We start from the raw sequence: 18,773 nt of genomic DNA on the forward strand, positions 1-18,773 counted from the left end.
CGGGCGGAAGTGTCGGGCAGAATGAAGGAAGGTATCGAATCGCAGTACGACGACCCTGACAACTACCGGGGCGACTACCCACCAGACTGGGCGTACCGGATCGTCTTCCGGAAGCAGTTGGACAACAACACTTGCACCAACTGCGGGACGCGGTTCCCTGCGGAGGATTTGGAAGTCGTGCGACGAATCCCCGCCGAGAACGGCGGGACAAACAAGACCACGAACCTCCTGACAGTGTGCTCGTTCTGCGAAGAAGACATCACACAGACGGGACGCCTGAACCTGCCAGAGTCAGCGAAACAAGAGCCAGCAAGCAGTCCAGAAGAGGACACTCACAGGGTCCTTGCGTTGCAGAGCGAGGTCCCGATCACCGAGGAAGTCGAGGGCGAAACGGAGGGCAACGGGCAGTCTCGTGGTGTCTCCCGGCTGGAAGCCAGCCACGTCGAGACACAGTCGAGGAGTCCTCTTGCAGTCACCACGACGACCGAGGAAAGCGACGAGCAGTCCGTCCAGGACGACACCGACGAGCGTGCTGGATGGCGGCGGCTATTCGTCGCGTCGGTAGGAGGCACAGCGATGTTTCTGACATACTTCTGTGCGTTTGGTATCTCCTATTTCCTGTCCTCGCTTGCGGGTGATGTAGCGTTCTATGGCCTCCCACTGGCCGGGCTCGTAGCGGGAGTCCGGTGGCGGCTGTCGACAGCCATTGCATCCGTCTGCGTTGTTTTGATGTACGCTGCCGTCTGGGAGTCTATCTCGACAGAACTGTTCATGACTCCGTTTGCGTGGGTTCCTGTGGTTGCGCCGCTGGCTGGGATTGCCTACGGAGTCGTAGCCGAGCGTACTGAGTTCTCGCTGCGGAACCTGCCCTCAGATCCGCGACTGGTGGTCCAGCGCTTCCGTTGACGGGATATACGCCGACAACTGGTCCACGACCGACGGATCGAACGAGTCGGAGACGTGTCGCACGTTCCACAGTCCAGACTGATACACCTCGGATTTCGGTGAATGATATCCAAGCCAATCGAGGTCCGATGGCCCTGCGGATCGACGATACCTCGACACCATCGCGATGGTATGTGATTCAATCTCGGCTCTGTCACACTCGGGTCCGGGGTCGCCCGGAACGTCAACCCACAGAAACGGCAAATCCCGGATGTACTCCGACACGCGCTGTTCAAGTTCGTGTTCCTGCTCGCGAACAGCAGTCGTCTCGGCGTCGGGATTCGGTTCGCCCCAGTGGGGATACTCGTCGTGCCAGCCGTGTTTCTCGATCAGCGCCCGTCCAACGTGCAAGCGAAAAATCGAACCACGGTGGTTGCCACCGCCAGCGTACTTCCCGCGAACGTTCCCACGATGTTGCCGGAGCCGGTTCCAGAGCGTGTTCGACGAACCGGTACTGACGCCGACGGTGCCGATTCGGGAGAGTCGCCACTTTGTGGAGGGCATCTGTCTGAGGTCGCTTGCTGGCGAGAAGAAAAAGTACACTCCTCGGTCGGGCCACTCCAACCGCCCGTTGACATCCCCGAGGTAGTACGGCCCTCCGATCTGGTCACGCAACTCTGCTAAGACACTCAGAAACTGTCCGACAGGACTGCCACCTGACGCTGCTGTGGAACGCATATTCGACTCCCTCGCCCAACAGGGGAGTCACAAAACACTCCTCTCAAGCACGTCTGGAAAAATACCGCTCCCTCTCAGCTGGCACTTTCGACGGCGTCGATCAGATCCGCAGCCGTCTTCGAGATACGGTCCAGCCGGTCCCGCAACGTCTCTGGTGCGTCGCCGTCCCACGCCGCGAGGTAGAACGCCGAGTTGTCGGGGTCCAGCCCGAAGTGACGACTGACCACGTAGGCGACTGCCTCGGCTTCGACTTCGCGTTTCGACCGCTCCGCCTCATCCTCGACATCGAAGTGAAGCTCTGCATGGGCGAACTCGTGAATCAGTGTACTCGCGAGGGCGGCCCGATTCTCCCGGTCGACCGCTTCGACCATCGGATTCGTGGTCATGACGTTCCGACGCTCGCAGACACCCCGTGCAGACCCATGCTCCCACTCCTCCGAAGCGACGATTCTTGCGTCGACGCCGATCTCGTCGGTCGCGTCCAAGAGGTCCTCGACAAGTCCATCCGGGTCGCCGTGAGCTTCTGTCTCCAGTTCGGGAAGTGGCTCGCCCTCAGTCTGAGAGATATCGAACACCGACGTTGGCCGGAACCCGACCAGCCCTCGACGCCATTGTTCGGGCTCTGTCTCGTCGTACTCGCAATCAGTGTTCTCGTGATACGACGGCGAGTTGCCGCATTCGGGGCACTTCTTCGTGATGATCGGAGCCCAGATCCAGATGGCATCCTCGCCTTGCTGAACGTACCGGTCGAACTCGTCTTGCCACGTATTGTACCCCGCAACTCGGGTTGCTTCGGGACACTGGAGCTTGATGAGTAGCGTGTTCCGAGCCGAGTAATCGTGGAACTTCGATTGGACGTCAAGCCACTGCTGGAACTGCTCGCTGGCCTGCGCTTCGTCGGTGAGGTCGGCAAGATCCTCGACCCACGCATCGAGTTGGTCGCGCATCTCCTCGTCCCGGGAGTCCGAGTCATCGAAGGTGCAAGTAGTCTGCTGGCTGGGCTGCTCCGGCGTGTCTGACTGTATCGTTGACATTGGTCTGTCTTCGGGACGCACTCTCGGGCACGCCCCCGCACCTCCACTGGGGGGACAGAAAATCGACTGGCTGACTAAGCGAGAGCAGAGTGAGCTGGCTACCTGTACCGCTCCGGCGCGTAGAAAACGATGTGGACAGCCGAGCCAAGGTTGTACCACGATTTCGGGAGGACAGAGACTTCTAGTCCCCACTCCGCAGCGAACTCGAAGACGTCGAACCAGAGATTGTGGGGCGGCTCTGTGGAATCCAATCGCTCGATATTTCCCGGATAGACGTGCATCGAGTACAACGCCGGCTTGCCATCGTCAAGCCAGAGTGTCGAGTGGTCGTCTGCTGGCGGGCTGTGAGGCGGCCCCTTTGGGTCGCTGTCGGCGTCAAGCGGCGAGTGGGGGCACTCGCGTCGCCCGTGATAAGACGCCGGATACAGGCTGTCTCGGCAGGTGCATCGAGGTCGAAGGCTTGGGCAAACGCATCGCGCTGGTACTCGCCCATGATCGCGCCGAGTGCTTTCCAAATGTCCGCCCACGTTGGGTCCTCTGGCTCGTTATCGAGGAAGTCGTGGACAGCCTCGCGCAGCTGTCGGTACTCGTCCCATGCCGGGACAGGCTCGTTCGGGCCGGGTGTCGGCCAGTCAGTGCGGTCCATACGCTTGGGGAAATTCCGATGGGGTATCAACTCTCGGGACGCGCCCATACGCCGCGTCAGAGCAGGAACGTCGCCGCTAACCAACATAATGCTCCCAGAAACCACTCAGTGTTGGTTAGCTTGTGAGATGGAGTTCTATTCCTCGCCTCTAGCCTCCCAGCCTTTGTGGAAGTACACCAGCGCCACGTCGGAGTCAAGACACTGTCCGGACGGAATATGCTGCAAGACTTCGTGTTCTGGAATTGGCTCAACGACGCCCTCGTTAAGCAGACTGGTGACCACCTCGCGGCCCCGTGGCTCGTCGATCTCGACGGTATCGGGACGCTGCCGGTCGCGGTCCTGTGCGATCTGTTCACGCTCGAAGCGCTCGTAGTCTGGCACTGTTTCAGTCGGGTCCATAGAGGAAAATCCCTCACTCGACCGGGGAGACACAAAATTAGCGCTAACCAACAACTGCGAAGTATGGCGGTCGCTGTTGGTTAGGACACACCACTGTTTCCGCAAAATCGCGATGGAACGCAGGGTTTCAATCCCGTGCTGGGTTTTCTGACCGTTGCGACCGGCGAGTCAGAGGCGTTTCGACGCCGCAGTGTTCTCAAGCTACGATACGAGGTGAACAGAAAGTGATGCCGACGGAATCTTCTAAGAGGCATTATACGACTCCGTTGCCGATCATCGCGGCTGCAGAACTCCGTACCTAGATTACGCAGCGCAGGTGACGCTCACAGACGAACAAGCTGGACGACACACTGTGGTGAATTTCGCTCGCAGACTGGATCGACAATAGCTCGAAGTATTAAGTATTACGAGTGACGAGAAAACCTATACTTCTCTCTTAGTTCTGGCTACAGTATTCATGAACATGTTCCATAATATCGACAATCTCGGTAGGGTGTTCCACATCGTCTAATCTCCCCATCTTAAGTCCTATGTTTGGTTTAGTCACACTGGGGCAGTCTTGGATATTCTGCGCGCAGCCACTTCGAATGGTGTCAACGATTTCGTCACTCGGTTTCTCTGCCCCGTCTACTGACTGGAAATGAATTTCCTCCCAGTCATTGCCATCTGCACGCGGCCAGTGTTCTTCAGCGAGTCGGGCTAAGTCGTCCTTCTCCCATGTGTCCTCAAGTTCCTTATCACCGACCCAGACGAGTTCTGGTTCCGAACCTCCGACTTCGTACATATCTTCAAGATGGTCTTCAAGAGTATCTTCAGAATAGGTCTCCTCTTTTGCATCGGAATCCAAGATAACGAACGTTCGTGCTCGCCCGCTATCCTGAAGTCGCTGGAGGGTTTTTACGATATGGCCACACCCTTGACTATCCCAGATTTGGACTCCATCCTCTACGAGGGTGCTACCGGTGACTTGGTGGTATAGTTCTTCGATATATTTGTGTTCAGTTGCTCCCTCTACGACAATCATTGCTCGTTCGAGATAGACCCAGCTGGCAGAGAGTCCTAAACCTGCCATGATGTTGCCCATGAAATCCTCAGCCTCTGCTTCGCCTTTCGAAACTAGCGGAGCTCTTTCGCCGTTCGTATCCACTTCTTCAGGGAGATATACTACTTCATGTAGGGGAGTACCATCAACCATAATCAAACTATGAGTTGAGACGATACACTGGGAGAGATAACTATCTTCATCTGAGATGTCGCTCCGGAGAAGATTGATCAGCCTCCGTTGGACGTCAAAATGGAGCCGGTGATCCGGTTCATCCATCGTCCGGATAACAGATTCTTTTCCTTCATTGGCCTCTGCGCTCCATTCAAGCATTGAGAGGGCCGAGCGGGCATTAGTTCCGCCACCCAGTTCTTGAAGCGGGATCTGTTCACCATCCCGACGAAGCACGATATTGGAGAGATCTGCCCCGTTGACAAAACTCCAATCAGGATCTACTGTGATCTGGTCCAGACCGGGGAGGTATCGCTCCATCCTGTCGGAAAGGCTTTCGAGTCGTTCGTTAAGCGCATCCGTCGCCTGTTCTTCAATTTCGACAAGCTCATCAACTCCACTCTTCTCACCATCCTCATCCTCGGCATAGAGGAACGATTTGGTTTCTTGACGGAGTAGTTTTGAGAGTAACTTGATTGGACTGTCTACATCCTCGGTATCGATTTGCTCACTGGCTGGAGCTAAACGACCGAATTCTCTGGTTCCGCAAGAGACCCAATCAAGACAGGTGTCTTCGGGATTTTCGAGGATCTCAGCCTTCAATTCCTCAAACTGTTCTTCCCGCTCAGCGGCGTTACTCCCCGGGTCAATATCGTAAGCATCCAGGATTTCTCGTTCTTCATCCGCTAAATAGTCCCATTCGTGGAGCCGTTCATCTTCGGGAACCCGCTCTCTCAGAGAGTGGTCTGGGGACTCCAAATAGACATCTTCTTCTGAATCTCCAGTTACTTCCCATTCGATCTTCAGCCCTGCAGCATCGCCCTCCTCAAGATTGGCACGATCTGCCAGGTCGTCCGGCGGGTTTTCAATGATCGCCTCGATTGAGGCGTCGGGTGCTCTTCCAGTGTCTCGTGTCACATCACGCCGGATCTGCTTAATGTCCAGACTCGAATGATCGCATACAGTCTGTAATGCCTCCAAGAGAGTGGTTTTTCCGGCGTCGTTAGGGCCTACCAAGAGTGTGAACGGGGTCAGCTGGAGTGTTAAGTCCTCAAATTTCCCGATGTTCTCAACCGAGAGTCGTGAGACATGAGTTCGTCCGTCACTCATGGCTCCGCCCTCTCGACTCGAGTATCTTGGACACGCACTAAATTGCTGCGCATCATTTTATCTGATCGTAGCGATATTCATCTTCGATATTCCGATGGAAGTATTTCCCGTGCGAATTAGCGTTCATGAGTTCTTGGTGGATTCGTTTGGGGACATCGAAATACTGGTAGACTCTTTCACCGTGGAACTCGATCTCTAGAACTTGGCTCGACTCGTCGTACCCTACGCTGCTGAGATTACTTGAGGAGACGGGGACCCGCTTCATACTGCATAATGTGGCAGAATAGTCATTTATTTCTATCCATTAAATGACGATTCGTCTAGCCTCAGTTGCTGTGTTGGGTGAGGCAGTAAGGAAGCCCTTTGACTTCGACGGCTTCGACATCTGGGGCTTTGATGACGGCTTGGCCTTTGCCGTATTTTTCGAGGTCTTGTTCGTAGCCGCGGGGGATGGAGGGGACTTTAGTGATGACTTCCTCGCGGAGGCCGAGGAAAATGTTGGTGTTGGTTTGTTTGAGGATGTCGCCGTCGATGTCTTCGGGGTTTTGGGTGATCATGAAGAGGCCGAGTTTGTCTTTACGGCCTTGTTTGACGGCGTCACGAGCGCGGTTGACGATGTATTGTTCTCGGAGAGTGTTGGGGTCAGAGACGTAGTTGTGGGCTTCGTCAACGGCGACGAGGAGTGGAGTGTCTTTGACGTTGGGATCGACATTGTAGTCGTCGATTTTGTTGTCGATGATGTAGGAGAGGATAGAGAGGACGGTGAGTTCTTCTTTTGCGCCGTGGAGGTGGCTGGTTGGGATGACGGTGACTTGGCCTTCGCGGAACACGGCGTTTGACACGTCGGGAAGGGGGTTGGTGCCGTGGTCGAAGACGTCGCGGTAGGCAGCGTCGGTGACGCGGCGCATGATTGCGCTCCACGTACCATCCTCGATGTTGTACCGCTGGCGGAGGGGGCTCTCCGAGTCCTCGTTGGTGCGGAGGTACTGGAGGAAGTCGTCGTACGTCGGCGCATCAGTATCGTCAAAGTAGGCTTGGGTACAGTTTTCGAGAGCTCCGCGCGTGACTTCCGTCGGTGTGTACGGCATGAGGAGTTGCGGACGGTGTTCAACGAGAGAGAACGGAATCGTCAGGTTCCGGCTTTCACCGGTTGTCGGTGCGTTGGTGTTCCCGATGTCCGGGATGAATGTCTCGAAGTTATTGATGCCGCCAACCTCGATGCCTTGCCGTTCGAGCCGCTGAACGAGTTCGTCCTCGTTACGAAGTTCGGGGTTACCGTTCCGCATTTCGGAGTACTCGTTTTCTGGATCGAGGATGACGAGGTTGAGGCGGCTGTGTTCGGTGTCGCCAGTCTGGTGGTTCTCCATCGGGTACCGCTTGTTTGTGGCGAACTGTCGGAGTAGGTTCTTCGTGAAGTGTGTTTTCCCTTTCCCGGTGGATCCGGCGACGAGTGTGTGCCGGAAGATTGCGGGTTCGCCGGACTCAATTTCGTCGGTCACAGGGTCGATACCGGGGTTGTTGATGAAGTAGGGGAGCGGGTCGCCGTCAACGGTCATGCGGTCACCGCCAACGGACAGGTAGCCGGCAAACACACCGTCTTGTGGGATGTTTAGGCCGGTGCGAAGGTACTCCTCGTCAAGGGAGAACGAGACAGGCGTGTTGGGTTTCGGGATTTTGTTGACGATGCTGCGTTCGAGTCCGTCATCGGTTGAGGAGATGATTGCGATGGGTTCGAGTTCAGCGACGAGGACGAACTCTGTCTCGTCAAGGGCGTGGACTGACGCGATTCGGTTGTGCGTGTCCGATTTGTCGTCGAGTTCCGTGTAGGGTTCGTATCGGAGCCCATCGACGACGGCGAACAGTTCGTCAACTTGCTCGGTTGAGTCTGACTCAGGGTATGGGATTTGGACGTAGTCGCCGACACGGACGTCATCACGGCAGTCAGTTTTTACGAACGCGTTGACTTTGTAGTCGCTGCGCGTGACGTGGATTTCTTCGCTGGCGACGACGTGGCCGAGTTCGTCCTCGTCGGCGTCAGTAAGCGAGTTCGGAACCGTTGTTTCTGGGACGGTGGTCTGTTCGTCGGTATCCATGCCTGTTGTGTCCGTCTCGTTGTCGGTGGGTTCGTCGGTGCCGGTGTCTGTACTCGTTGATTCGTCGTTACTGACGGGATCGCGGTCGAGGATGTCGTCGGTGTTGTCGCTCATTATTGGAGTTGGGTGTCGGGTGCTTGTTCGATGTCGTTCCAGCGGCCGTCCCAGTTGTAGTCGTGGGCGTAGTCGGCGGTAGTGAGGAAGTCCCGGATCGTGTCACGGTTGTCGCGGCTGATCCGGGCGATCCGGTCGGCGCGCCCGACGGCCTGTGGGACATCCTGGGTCTGCGCAATCTCCTTCAGGACTTTGTACTGGATCTGGTTGCGGGTCTGTTCGTCGTCGATCATGAGCCGCGGTGTTTCCACGCGGAGTACGACACCGGTTTTCGGGAGTCGGACGTAGAAGAACGCTCGCCGGTAGTCGGCGGGGTCTCCATGTGATAGGCTGTCGCTGTACGGTTCTAAGAGTTCAAACGATTGCCCGTCAACAGGGGCTTGCTTGTGGACGAACCACGACGTGTACGTGAGGTGTTCGAGGCTGTCGTCACGTAACACTTCGGCGACGAACTGATGATCGCGTGTCCACGGGACATCGAGCTGCCCACCGTGGTCGTTCGTCATGTGATTCGCGGCGAGTTTCGCGTCCAAGGCATCGAGAAGTTGACTGATCGTGGAGGTCTTCACGACGCCGATGACCGGATACCCGTGTTCGTACTGAGTGTCGATGACGTCGATATAGTTCCGAATGATCTCGTCGGGCCTGTCCCAGGCGCCGGCGGGCGTAGTGCGGCCGACTTGGTCAAGAAGGACCCAGTAGAGGATGCCAAGCGGGTAGACTGCGCCGTCGATGAACAGTAAGCCATCAAGATCGTCAACGTGAGCCGCGGCATGAGTACTCTCCGCAAGGCCTTGCGCGGCGCTGGCAACTGACTTTGAGAGAGTCGCAGAGCGATCTGTCGGCGGGAACTGCACGACTTCGCCGGTGACGCGATCGGCTTCGAACTGTTCAGCATGGAGCGTGCTTTCGCTGTCTGCGAGGTACACGACCGTTTCTACAGTGCCGGTCTCCTCGATTCTCTTATCGGTGTCAGCGCTGGCGACGCCGAGCTTGGCGTACGCGGTGTCGACGATGAGTCCGTTGTTGAACTCCAACGGGCGAGTGGTGCTGGCATCGAGTCCATAGGTCGGTGCCCCCCATGGGTCGCCGGTCCACGTGCCGAGTTCGTCGATCCGCGTCTTCTGGTAGGTCGGCTTACCGAGTGTGGTGACGCATCCACCGTCCCGTGAGAGGTGTTCGAAGAGCCGGCGGGCGTAGTTGGCTTGCGGGGTGACATCGCGCGGAATGTTCGTGTCGATATGGTCAAAGATATCTTCGACGATGCTGAGTGCGTTCGTGTCCATCAATCAGCCCCCGCGGTGCGCATCGTGATCTGACTCGTGTTGTCCGACTCGTCGATGGTCACGTGGCATTCGTGATCGGCCCCGTGGATGAGGGCTTCATCATGGGAGACAACGATGATTTGCGGGACATCCCACTCCTTGATGGTCGTCAGCATCTGTTCGAGTTGCCCGACGTGCCCTTCGTCCAGGAACGTCGTCGGCTCGTCAAGAATGAACGGTGGGAGTTGCCCGCGGTTCCCGCCGTGCAGTTCGGCGATGAGTTTGTAGATCCCGGCGCGCAGCGCGAGGTTCACGATAGCGCGCTCGCCACCGCTCGCGTTGCTCGGGTCTTCGGTCGTTCCGTCGTCACGGAGCAGCCGGATGTCGTATTCGTAGCTGTCTCGCCGGTCGTCGTACGTCTCTTCGATGATGACCTGCTGGTAGCTGCTGTTCTTGTAGATCTCTTTGAAGATGTCGTTCGTGTACTCGTTGATGTAGGCGAGGTACTGCTCGCGGAGATCGGATTTCGTGCTTTCATAGACCGAGATAACCGCGTCAAGCTCGTCGTAGACTTTCTTTGCCCACTGCTCTTTGTCCTCGTACAGTTCGATCTGCGCCTTCGTCTCACGCAACGATTCAAGCTCCGTTTCGAGCCGTGTGCGCTCGTCACGTGTCTCCTGTAGGTCCTGTTGGTACTCGTCGCGCGTCTCCTGACGCTGCTCAATCCGAGTGTTGACGCGCTCTAAGTCCTCACGCAGGTCTTCGACATCTTCGTCGCCGAGTTGCTCTTCGATGTCTTCCTTTTCATCTTGGAGGCGAGCGATCTGACCGTTCAGGTCGTCAATCCGATCACGAGCGTGCTGGATGGCTTGTTGTTCCTGCTCAATCGTCGTCCGTAACTCCCTGATCGTATCGTACATCCCAACCGCGTCTTCAACGGTTTCCTGAACAGCTTCGACCTCTCCGACGCGCTCCTCAGCAGCTTCAAGTGCAGCCTCACAGTCGCCAACGACAGTCTCCTGTTCTTCAATAGCATCTTCCAGCCCCTCGATTTCCCCTTCAACGTCTGCGAGATCGTTGTTGATGTCCTCGATATCTCTCTCGATATCGCTAATCTCGTCCTCGAGATCGGTCACCGTTTCTTGCTGGTCGGCCACCTGCTCGAACGCGTCTAAGACATCCTCCCCAGTCTCGATGGCGTCGTTGACCTCAGAGAGTTCCGCATTGAGCCTTGCTTCCTGCTCTTCGAGGTCATCGATGTTTGCCTCTAAGTCTGCGATAGTGGACTCGTGGTCCTGGATAGTGTCTTCCAACTCCTCAATACAGGACTGCAGCTCGTCCGCCTCGTCACGAAGCGATTCCACCTCGTCTCGTGCCGTTGCCAGCGTCTCGTCACGGTAGGTGATCGTGTCCAGCAAGTCCTCACGGAACGCCTGCAACTCATCTTTCCGTGACTGTAGGTCTGCCTCAGTCTCCTGGGCGTCTTCCACAGCCTCCTGTGCAGCGGCAATCGCAGCTTCCAGCTCCTCAACCTCACTCTCGATGTGCGCGTCCTCAACAGTCTTCCCACACTTCGGGCACTTATCCTGCTCACCGAGTTCCTTGATCTCCGCGAGGTCCTCTTTGTAGCGCTGCTTATCGTTTCGATGTCCAGCGATGGCGTTCCCGATGTCGTTCAGGTCTGCATTGGTGTCCTCGATGAGCTCCGGGACCACCGTGTCACGAAGCTCGTCTAAGTTCTCAACTGTGACCTCCACATCGAACTCGGAGACTTGGTCCGCGAGCGCCTCGACACGCTCTTCGAACTCCGTTTCGGCAGCCGTAAGATCATCTTCAGCAGTCGCCAGTTCGGACTGCACCGTTTCGAGGTCGGACTCTGTCTCCTCGAAGTCATCAGTTGCCGTCTCCAGTTCCGCACGCGCTGTTTCGAGGTCCTCCTCGGCATGGTCGCGCTTCGTCGTGACTTCCCGCTTGGTCGCGGTTACGTCTTCACGCTCGTCGCGGAGCTCTGCAAGCCGCGCCTTGACCGCTTCCTCGTGGTCATCTGTGACCTCGTCCCCATCAGCAACCGCGGGGAGGAACGCAGCCACGCTCTCGTTCCGCTCAGTCGTGAGCGATTCGCGTTCTGCTTCCGCGTCGGTGAGACGGTCAGTAGCGTCGTCGAAATCCGACTGCAGGTCGTCACGCTCCACTATGAGGTCCTCATGCTCGGTCTTGGCCTCAGAGAGGCCGTCTTCGAGACGGTCCAGTTCTTCCTGGGCGTTCTGAAGGTCGTTCTCGCAATCGTTGCGTTCCGTCGTCGCCTTTAAGAAGGATTCCTGTACGACCTCGTTCGCGTCCGCCGCGTTCTCTGCAGAATTCAGGTCGTACTCGACCGCTGTATCGAGGGCTTCGGTGTCACTTTCGAGCGTGTCGATTTCGTCCTGTGCCTCCTCAATGGTGGTCTCACTCTTGTCGATGGTGGACTGTTGATCAGCCCGCTTCGATTTTGTCTCCTCGATCTGTTCTTGCTTCTCGTCCTTGCGTTCCTGCAGGTCCTCGTAGTCTTCGATGCCGCTCTTGATGCTGGTTCGGTGATTTTTCAACTCGTCAATGAACTCCTCGATTTCCTCGATATCTGCTTCGAGGTTGGCGATGTTGTCGGTGAGCGAGTGGATTTCGTCTTCGTACTCAGCTTCCGTTTTCCCGATATTATCGAGGTCCTTTTGGTAGTTCTCCCGACTCGTTTTGTTCTGGTCCTGGACGCGACCGGCACCGCGGCGTGCCGCCTTCATCCGTTCGATGTGCTCGTCAAGTTCGTCTAATCCGAGGAGGCTGTCGATCATCTCCGCGCGGTCACCCGCTTCGATGAGACGGTCGATTTCGCCTTGCTTGACGTAGACAGAACTGGAGAAGTCGTCTTCATCCATCCCGAGTAACCCAATCACCTCTTCCCGGACGTCTTCGATGCCGGTTACTGGATCCGAGAACGACTCGGAGTCCAACGTCGCACTGTTCTGGGTGCTCGTCGTGTACAACACCCAGGTCACAGTGAACTCTGTCCCGTCAATCTCGAAGACCAGTTCTACGACGCCCTTGTCTTCACCGCGCCGGACTAAATCATCGAGATTGAAGTCGTTCGTTCCGACGTTCCGAATCTTCGAGAGGAATAGCCCGCCGAAAATCCCCATCAGGAGGGATGTCTTCCCGGCACCGTTGTCGCCTCGAATGAGGATGGTTCCATCGGGGAATTCGACTGTTTGATCCTCGTAACTCCGGATGTTCTGCAGCGTGAGTGCTTCAATCTTCATTCTTCGCTCACCTTCGTGTCCGTGTCATCCAGACCGGGCTCAGCGTCACGCTCATCGAAGGCGTCCGCTTGGGCCTCCTTGATTAGTGCTTCCATGGTGTCGTCGATGGCTGTCTGTGCGAGGTCGTCGTCTGTCCGAACTCGTGCTTCGACATCAGTGGCGATGTCACTCAGATTCTGGTCTGTAAGCTTCTCCTCGATGAGTTTATCCGCGCTCTGGATGTCTCCTTGCGGCCCACCATCCAGATCCAGTTGTCTGCGGCCACGACTGTCATCCACCTTGCAGACCGCCGCACCCTTGTCTATCGCTATGTCGTACACGTCGCTTGATGTGACGGGTGTTCGTTCACCAGTGAGCGTCACAATGGCGACTTTGGCATCAAGCTGGTGCCGGTCAAGTTCATCGCGGGCGTACCCGTGGCTATCATCGTCGTCGAATTCGACACGGATCGACTCGAACTCCCGGGTATCGAGTTCGATTTCTCGGCGGTCGAAGTCTCCATCTTCGATTTCGAGGAGGTTGACGGTTCGTGGTTCGATTTCGTCTGTCGCGCAGCGCTCGGTTGACCCGGCATACCACGCTGGAACACCATTGACGATGCGGCTCTCCGTCTTGTGGTAGTCCCCGAGCGCGAGCGCGTCAAGGTCGATATCCACTCGCTCAAGAACTTCGGTCAGGTCGTGGTCTGCGTAGAACTCTGGTACAAGTGGCTCAAAGAGTTGGTGCATACCCAGCAGTCGGAACGCGTCAGGATTCGGTGGGTCTTCGAGTGTGAAGTCTGCTGCGTGCCAAGCAGGTTTGGTGACAGCGTCGATTCCGTAGAGGGCAACGTCATCGTTGACCATCGTTGGGGTTTGGTTAAGTCGCTTTGCGGTTCCTGTTTCGCGGATGAGATCGAGCCACTGTTGATCCATTTTCCGGTCGTGGTTTCCGACGATTCCATAGAACGGGATATCCTCATCGGCGAGTTTCCTGAGGATCTCGATACAGTCTGTGACGATGGGAAGTGACGGTGTTCGGCGATGAAACAGGTCGCCGGTGTGAATAACCGCATCGACGTTCTCATCGAGTGCTCGGTCGATGGCGGCATCGAACGCGCGCGTGAAATCATCTCTACGAGTATCGCTTCCGTATTGTCGATTGCCGAGATGTGTGTCACTTAGATGGAGGATCTTAGTCATTGGTACCGAATTACTGTAACCTGACAGCGGAGGGTACAATAACGTATGGCAACCAAGGTGAAGCTAAAGAGGTTCTAAGTGTCGATCAGAAATAACGACGGCAGTGTCGCTTCTATTTTCAATCTGAGATACAGGAACTGTTTCAGTACGTCTTTGTCCGGGGGTTGAAACAAGACAAACTATGTACGTTACCACATATTTTGAAGAGGGAGATCACCACCATAATCGGAAGCCGCATCTGGTGTTCGTACTCGCAAATGCAGAGTCGCATGGACTGGGTCGTATTGAACCTGAACCGTACACATGCGATTGTGGCGCGGAACTGACCCCAGAGACGCTTGATGCTGGTGACGAGGGGAAGGCTTCATGGCCGAACTGTAAATCGTGGCGCAACGGTGGACAGAAGCGCTGTCCGGAGTGCGGTGAGTATCCGTCTATCGACCGGGAGCAACACATCCGAGCGCGTGGCTATCGTCCCACTCCGAAAAGTAAAATCAAGCAAGTAACGGCCAAACAGCGAGACGATGCAGTTGAGAAGACTGACGGCCAATGCTTGGTCTGCGGTGAGGAGGCCTCATATGTTGTCCGAATGGTCCCACCTCGATATGGAGGCTCCAGAGAACTGGAGAATCTCGCACCGCTATGCAACCACCACTACGAGGACTACGGACACATGTTCGCCGACATCCTCGTCCCGCCAGAATGGAACAAAATCTACGGTGCTGAATGGCGACCACTCGCCACGGAACTCAGAGATCAGTTCGACGAGATGGGCGTGGATAGGATAGTAGAAACGCTGAATCAAGTACTGGCCGCGGACGAAGAGCAAGAATGGGACGACCCGTTCCTATACCAAAATCATCACTGACCCAGTACTACGGAACTTCATCTACGAGATCGCGTAGACCATCTGGGCTGGACCAAGCGAAGCATCGATTGTGGAGCTCAAAGAGGCGGAATTCGTTGAGATGCACCCAACTGTATGAAACTGGAGCGTCTTCGCCGTCGTCTCTATCTTCAAGTCGCTCTATGATGTCTGATGTCGCAAGATCGATATCGTTCTTTTTCGCCGCTGTGACGAGCGAGTCCAGCTCTTCTTCGGTGGTAGCTTCGTCGAGATCATTGTTGAAGTAGATAGTCGCGGCAGCGGCGATGACGTCTGCTTCTGTGTCGAGGTTCTGTTCGGTCATCCACGCGTAGTCCCGCGGTAGCACGTAGGATTTGTCGAAGTATGGTGTCGTGCTGATCTTTCCGAGTTCGGTGATTTCGCCGCCGGCGTCCTGTTCATACACTGCGACAATAGTGTCGGCGTGCGCAGCGAGGAGTGTGAATCGAATGCGGAAGACGGGGAGACGGTCGATATCGAATTCTGGGAGATCGCCCATCAGGAACGGGTATGTACCGAGTCGCTTGTCCAGTTCGTTCTGGACGATACGGAGCCGTCGAATGTATGGGTCACGGTAGCTGCCGAGGATGAAATACGAGTCTTCGGGAGTGTGAAGGTGTGGAAGTTCTCGATTGGCGAACCCCAGTATGTCCGATGTTTCGTGAGGTTCTAATTCGAGACCCTGGAGCGCATCGTTCACGCTCTTCATTATCTCCGCTGCATTCGGAGGCGGGCCGGGGTCAGCCATACTGTGTGCTCCTTGGGGAATGAATAAATAGGTTGCTAATCAATGTGTCTAATCCGCTAATTAACCACACCAGTTGACCCAAAGTATTATTCGCGTCGCCGAGGTACTCTCAAGTGAGATTATGAGTGATGCGCCTGCCGCGGAGGGTGGCGGCCCATTTGAAGAACAGCGGCAGATCTACGACCTTCTATCCCAAGAGACGCGACACTTGATTCTGCAGTTCATCCTTGGCCACCCAGAGCATCTCCCCTCACTCGATGAGTTGGCGTACATGATGCCGAAGAACAAGGCCGCAATCCGGGATCAGCTGGAGGTTCTCAGTGACAACGATATTATCGACTGTTATCGGTACCCGCCGAATGAAGACGCGCGCGATCTCCCCAGTCAGTTCTACGGCCTGACTGAACACGGTGTGGAGATTCTCTACGAGTACAATTATCTCCGTGGGCTCCCCGTCGCGCGTGCCCTCTACGAGAACACGCGCCTGTCGGAGAAAGCCCAGCGGCACCGTGATGCGCCGCGTCCAGAACTTCCAGACACAGTCAGAGACACGCTCACGATTGACGAGGATGACGACACAGATTTCGACCGCTTGGTGCGATATATCAGGGAACGAAAGGGGAATACACACAGTGTCGACGATCAGGTAAGCGTTGCAAAGGCGTTCTACAAGGCGGGAATTGGTTCCGAGGACGAGGGTATCAAACGAGCGGAGATGATTGACTCGCTTGATGTCAATATCGAGTACCAACCGAGGACGGTACTCAATCATCTCGTGGATATCGGAATCCTTGCGCAGACAGCGCCGCCCGGGCCGGACGTCTTTGCGATTAGCGAGCGGCTTGACGACATCGTGAACGGTCATGTGACTGAGGAAGCTGAAGCGAATCTGAAGGCCCTCATCGCGCATATCGACGATGAACTGCAGGTCACGGCGCTTTCTGAGGATGCTGTGGAGCGGGACGGGCCGCAATCCCGTGCCTCGGCACCGTCTGTCGCCGTCGCTGACGGTGCTGGGCGGACAATCCGAAGTATCCTCGCTGCGGAGTTCGGTATCGAACCAGAGCAAGTCATTGACTTTCTACGGTCCGGAGACCCAGTGGACCGACTCAATACGGCTGTCGAAGCGATTGAGTCCTCTGAAGAGGTCACGAAATCGGAAAACTACGGGCAGATCGTGTTTGTCCGACCAGCGTATCGCTACCAACTGACCGAGCAGGCGATAGAGCTCGTGTAGTCTCCCGCGAGAGTCGGACAGGGAATCGACGAGATTAGTCCCCGAACAGCCGAGAAAAGAATCCGCCTGAGTTGTCCGTATCCGACGTGTCTTCCATGGTGGCTGACTGTTCGGTGTCCGTGCCGGTTTCGGCCGCCCCGTTTAGGAGTTCGGTGACAGAATACCCGATCCACTCAGCGAATCCCTCAGGTGCGCCGATGTAGACGCTTGTGGACGATTTCTCGGACATGAACCGTTTGGGGAGACGCTTCTCGTAGTCGTACACCTCATACTCTTCGCGGTCGAAGTCGGCTGTGATGGCATTCGGCTCTGACTTGAACGTGACACGGCCGCCTTGGATATCTCGCTGCCACTTCAACCGCCCGGTGTCGTACGTCTTCTCGGCTGGCTCGTCGGCGGGGAAGTACTCAGGTTGCTCTCGACCGGCTTCGTTGTAGAATTCGCGGACAATGCGGCGGACGTCTTCGATCGTGCCATTCCCGTCGGTCCACGGTTGTTCGGTGAGCATTCGGCGGGCCACGTAACTGAAGATCGGGTTCTATCGTTCCCGGATGAAGTTCGACCTAGAGACGGTCTGGCGACGCCCCGCCGTGGCGGCCGTCGCCTCTGGCCGTGGTCGTTCGAAGAGTTCATCAATATGCTGTGTCGGGCAGCGTGGACGGCCCTTGCGACGCGTCGGGCCGTCCCCGCGAACCGACCGCCAGACGACCGGTTCCACCGGTTACTCCCGACCGGGCTAGCCAGCGATGTGAGTGGCGACGCTGTCGCGTCGGCGGCTGATCGCCGCCGACAGCGACAGCTCTCCGTCGATTCGTCTATGATTCTCTCGTCGAGACCGTCAGTGCAACTGCTCCGACACAGAACTCAGGCTTCAGAAACCGCTAGCCGAGGATGCTTTGTGAGGTGCTGAGATTATACCAGCGAAGCCGAGCAGAAAGAGGGCTCCGTCTCGCCGTATGTTCCGTTCTTGCCGCTCAATCATACAGCACCGTTGAAGCGATACTTGAATAGGCTTTGTCACTCGTTTTGCTAAAAGTTCGCAAACGCATTTTAACGGCTGATTCTTTTGAATGGTGGTGAAAATAACACCTAATAAATAGTTCTGTGGCTCTCTCTGTCCACCTGACAGTCTGAGAGAAAGAGTTGTGCCGGCTACTTGTCCTTGGCGGCTTCCCAGCCCTTGTGGAAGTACACCAGCGCCACGTCGGAGTCGAAACACTGTCCGGACGGAACGTGCTGCAAGACTTCGTGTTCTGGAATTGGCTCAACGACGCCCTCGTCAAGCAGACTGGTAACCACCTCACGCCCTCGTGGCTCGTCGATCTCGACGGTATCGGGACGCTGCCGGTCACAGTCTTGGGCGATCTGTTCACGCTCGAAGCGCTCGTAGTCTGGAACTGTTTCAGTCGGGTCCATAGAGGAAATCCTTCACCTGACCGGGAGACACAAAATTAGCGCTAACCAACAACTGCGAAGTATGGCGGTCGGTGTTGGTTAAGACACACCACCGTTTCCGCAAAACCACGGGGAGCCGAGTCAGTTCGGGAGCTTCGGCGCGATCACGAATTGCATCGCTCCATCGGCGTCGGGGAACTCCGATTTCAGCACAAGCGGGACTGAGTCTCCGATATGGAGAACCCGATTCGTGCCGTCTGGCAGGCCAGCATTCGCCGATTTGACCAGCGACGAGTCAAGTTTCACTTCGACATCCGCAGGCTCGAAGGCGATGAGATCCGTGTCGTCCCACCGGTAGGTCATGCTGTCAGTGTCACCGTCTGCGGCGAACTGCATTTCTCCGGTATCGGAGTCAACAGAGAGGTCAAACCGGTCGGCAAGCATATCCGCTGCCTCAAGACCGAGCGAGATGTCATTTGGACTCAGATGGACGGTTGCCGGGATGTCGATATCCGGCATCTCGACAGGGTAGCGGAGCG

At 56.4% G+C, this 18,773-nt stretch carries 15 protein-coding genes and 3 pseudogenes; 4 read left to right on the forward strand and 14 right to left on the reverse strand.

The features are described from left to right. Positions 1-21: 21 nt before the first annotated feature. A complete protein-coding gene (locus G9463_RS13235) occupies positions 22-906 on the forward strand; it encodes an HNH endonuclease (protein ID WP_165896941.1) in 885 nt (294 codons plus the stop codon). Here G9463_RS13235 and G9463_RS13240 read toward each other — a convergent pair. The 10 genes from G9463_RS13240 to G9463_RS13285 all read right to left on the reverse strand — a co-directional run bounded on the left by G9463_RS13240 (position 871) and on the right by G9463_RS13285 (position 13,968). After that, positions 871-1,623 carry a hypothetical protein gene (locus tag G9463_RS13240; RefSeq protein WP_240150036.1) on the reverse strand — a complete coding sequence of 251 codons (753 nt, stop codon included), beginning with the start codon at positions 1,621-1,623 and terminating at the stop codon, positions 871-873. The two genes, G9463_RS13235 and G9463_RS13240, sit on opposite strands and share 36 nt — an antisense overlap. 74 nt (positions 1,624-1,697) lie before the next feature. Continuing rightward, positions 1,698-2,657, reverse strand: a complete 960-nt coding sequence (locus G9463_RS13245) for an ArdC-like ssDNA-binding domain-containing protein (RefSeq protein ID WP_165896942.1) — start codon at positions 2,655-2,657, stop codon at positions 1,698-1,700. 181 nt (positions 2,658-2,838) lie between these two features. After that, complete coding sequence (locus tag G9463_RS13250) at positions 2,839-3,303, reverse strand: hypothetical protein (protein ID WP_240150037.1); 465 nt, start codon at positions 3,301-3,303, stop codon at positions 2,839-2,841. 135 nt (positions 3,304-3,438) lie between these two features. Then, entirely contained in the window at positions 3,439-3,702 is a 264-nt protein-coding gene (locus tag G9463_RS13255) for a hypothetical protein (protein ID WP_165896943.1), read from the reverse strand. A gap of 436 nt (positions 3,703-4,138) precedes the next feature. Continuing rightward, positions 4,139-6,025 carry an AAA family ATPase gene (locus G9463_RS13260; RefSeq protein WP_165896944.1) on the reverse strand — a complete coding sequence of 629 codons (1,887 nt, stop codon included), beginning with the start codon at positions 6,023-6,025 and terminating at the stop codon, positions 4,139-4,141. Between the two features lie 52 nt (positions 6,026-6,077). After that, the gene (locus G9463_RS24535) at positions 6,078-6,290 is read right to left on the reverse strand and encodes a KTSC domain-containing protein (RefSeq protein ID WP_165896945.1); all 213 of its coding nucleotides are present in this window, start codon (positions 6,288-6,290) and stop codon (positions 6,078-6,080) included. 61 nt (positions 6,291-6,351) lie between these two features. After that, positions 6,352-8,232 carry an ATP-binding protein gene (locus G9463_RS13270; RefSeq protein ID WP_165896946.1) on the reverse strand — a complete coding sequence of 627 codons (1,881 nt, stop codon included), beginning with the start codon at positions 8,230-8,232 and terminating at the stop codon, positions 6,352-6,354. Next, a complete protein-coding gene (locus tag G9463_RS13275) occupies positions 8,232-9,518 on the reverse strand; it encodes a DNA double-strand break repair nuclease NurA (RefSeq protein WP_165896947.1) in 1,287 nt (428 codons plus the stop codon). The genes G9463_RS13270 and G9463_RS13275 overlap by 1 nt, the downstream gene beginning before the upstream one ends. After that, positions 9,518-12,787 (reverse strand): AAA family ATPase, encoded by a 3,270-nt coding sequence (locus G9463_RS13280; RefSeq protein WP_165896948.1) that lies wholly within the window; start codon positions 12,785-12,787, stop codon positions 9,518-9,520. The genes G9463_RS13275 and G9463_RS13280 overlap by 1 nt, the downstream gene beginning before the upstream one ends. After that, positions 12,784-13,968, reverse strand: coding sequence for a DNA repair exonuclease (locus G9463_RS13285; protein WP_165896949.1), 1,185 nt, complete (start codon positions 13,966-13,968; stop codon positions 12,784-12,786). Before G9463_RS13285 ends, G9463_RS13280 begins: the two co-directional genes overlap by 4 nt. A 181-nt stretch (positions 13,969-14,149) precedes the next feature. Between G9463_RS13285 and G9463_RS13290 the strand changes: the two genes are divergently transcribed. Beyond that, complete coding sequence (locus G9463_RS13290; protein ID WP_165896950.1) at positions 14,150-14,836, forward strand: hypothetical protein; 687 nt, start codon at positions 14,150-14,152, stop codon at positions 14,834-14,836. Between the two features lie 7 nt (positions 14,837-14,843). Here G9463_RS13290 and G9463_RS13295 read toward each other — a convergent pair whose 3' ends face one another. Beyond that, positions 14,844-15,602: a hypothetical protein gene (locus tag G9463_RS13295; protein ID WP_193569622.1), complete on the reverse strand. Its 759-nt coding sequence runs from the start codon at positions 15,600-15,602 to the stop codon at positions 14,844-14,846. A 121-nt stretch (positions 15,603-15,723) separates the two neighbouring features. Between G9463_RS13295 and G9463_RS13300 the strand changes: the two genes are divergently transcribed. After that, positions 15,724-16,839 (forward strand): hypothetical protein, encoded by a 1,116-nt coding sequence (locus G9463_RS13300; protein ID WP_165896951.1) that lies wholly within the window; start codon positions 15,724-15,726, stop codon positions 16,837-16,839. A 34-nt stretch (positions 16,840-16,873) separates the two neighbouring features. Here the strand turns inward: G9463_RS13300 and G9463_RS13305 are convergent. Next, positions 16,874-17,377 (reverse strand): annotated as a pseudogene (locus G9463_RS13305) (hypothetical protein); the annotation flags it as partial. Between the two features lie 36 nt (positions 17,378-17,413). Between G9463_RS13305 and G9463_RS13310 the strand changes: the two are divergent. Then, positions 17,414-17,560: pseudogene (locus G9463_RS13310) on the forward strand (ISH3 family transposase); the annotation flags it as partial. Positions 17,561-17,991: 431 nt separating this feature from the next. On the opposite strand, the gene G9463_RS13315 reads toward G9463_RS13310, so the two are convergent. After that, a complete protein-coding gene (locus tag G9463_RS13315; RefSeq protein ID WP_165896952.1) occupies positions 17,992-18,255 on the reverse strand; it encodes a hypothetical protein in 264 nt (87 codons plus the stop codon). 120 nt (positions 18,256-18,375) lie between these two features. Next, positions 18,376-18,773: pseudogene (locus G9463_RS13320) on the reverse strand (hypothetical protein); the annotation flags it as partial.

Source organism: Haloarcula sp. JP-Z28, assembly GCF_011440255.1.
GTDB lineage: Archaea > Halobacteriota > Halobacteria > Halobacteriales > Haloarculaceae > Haloarcula > Haloarcula marismortui.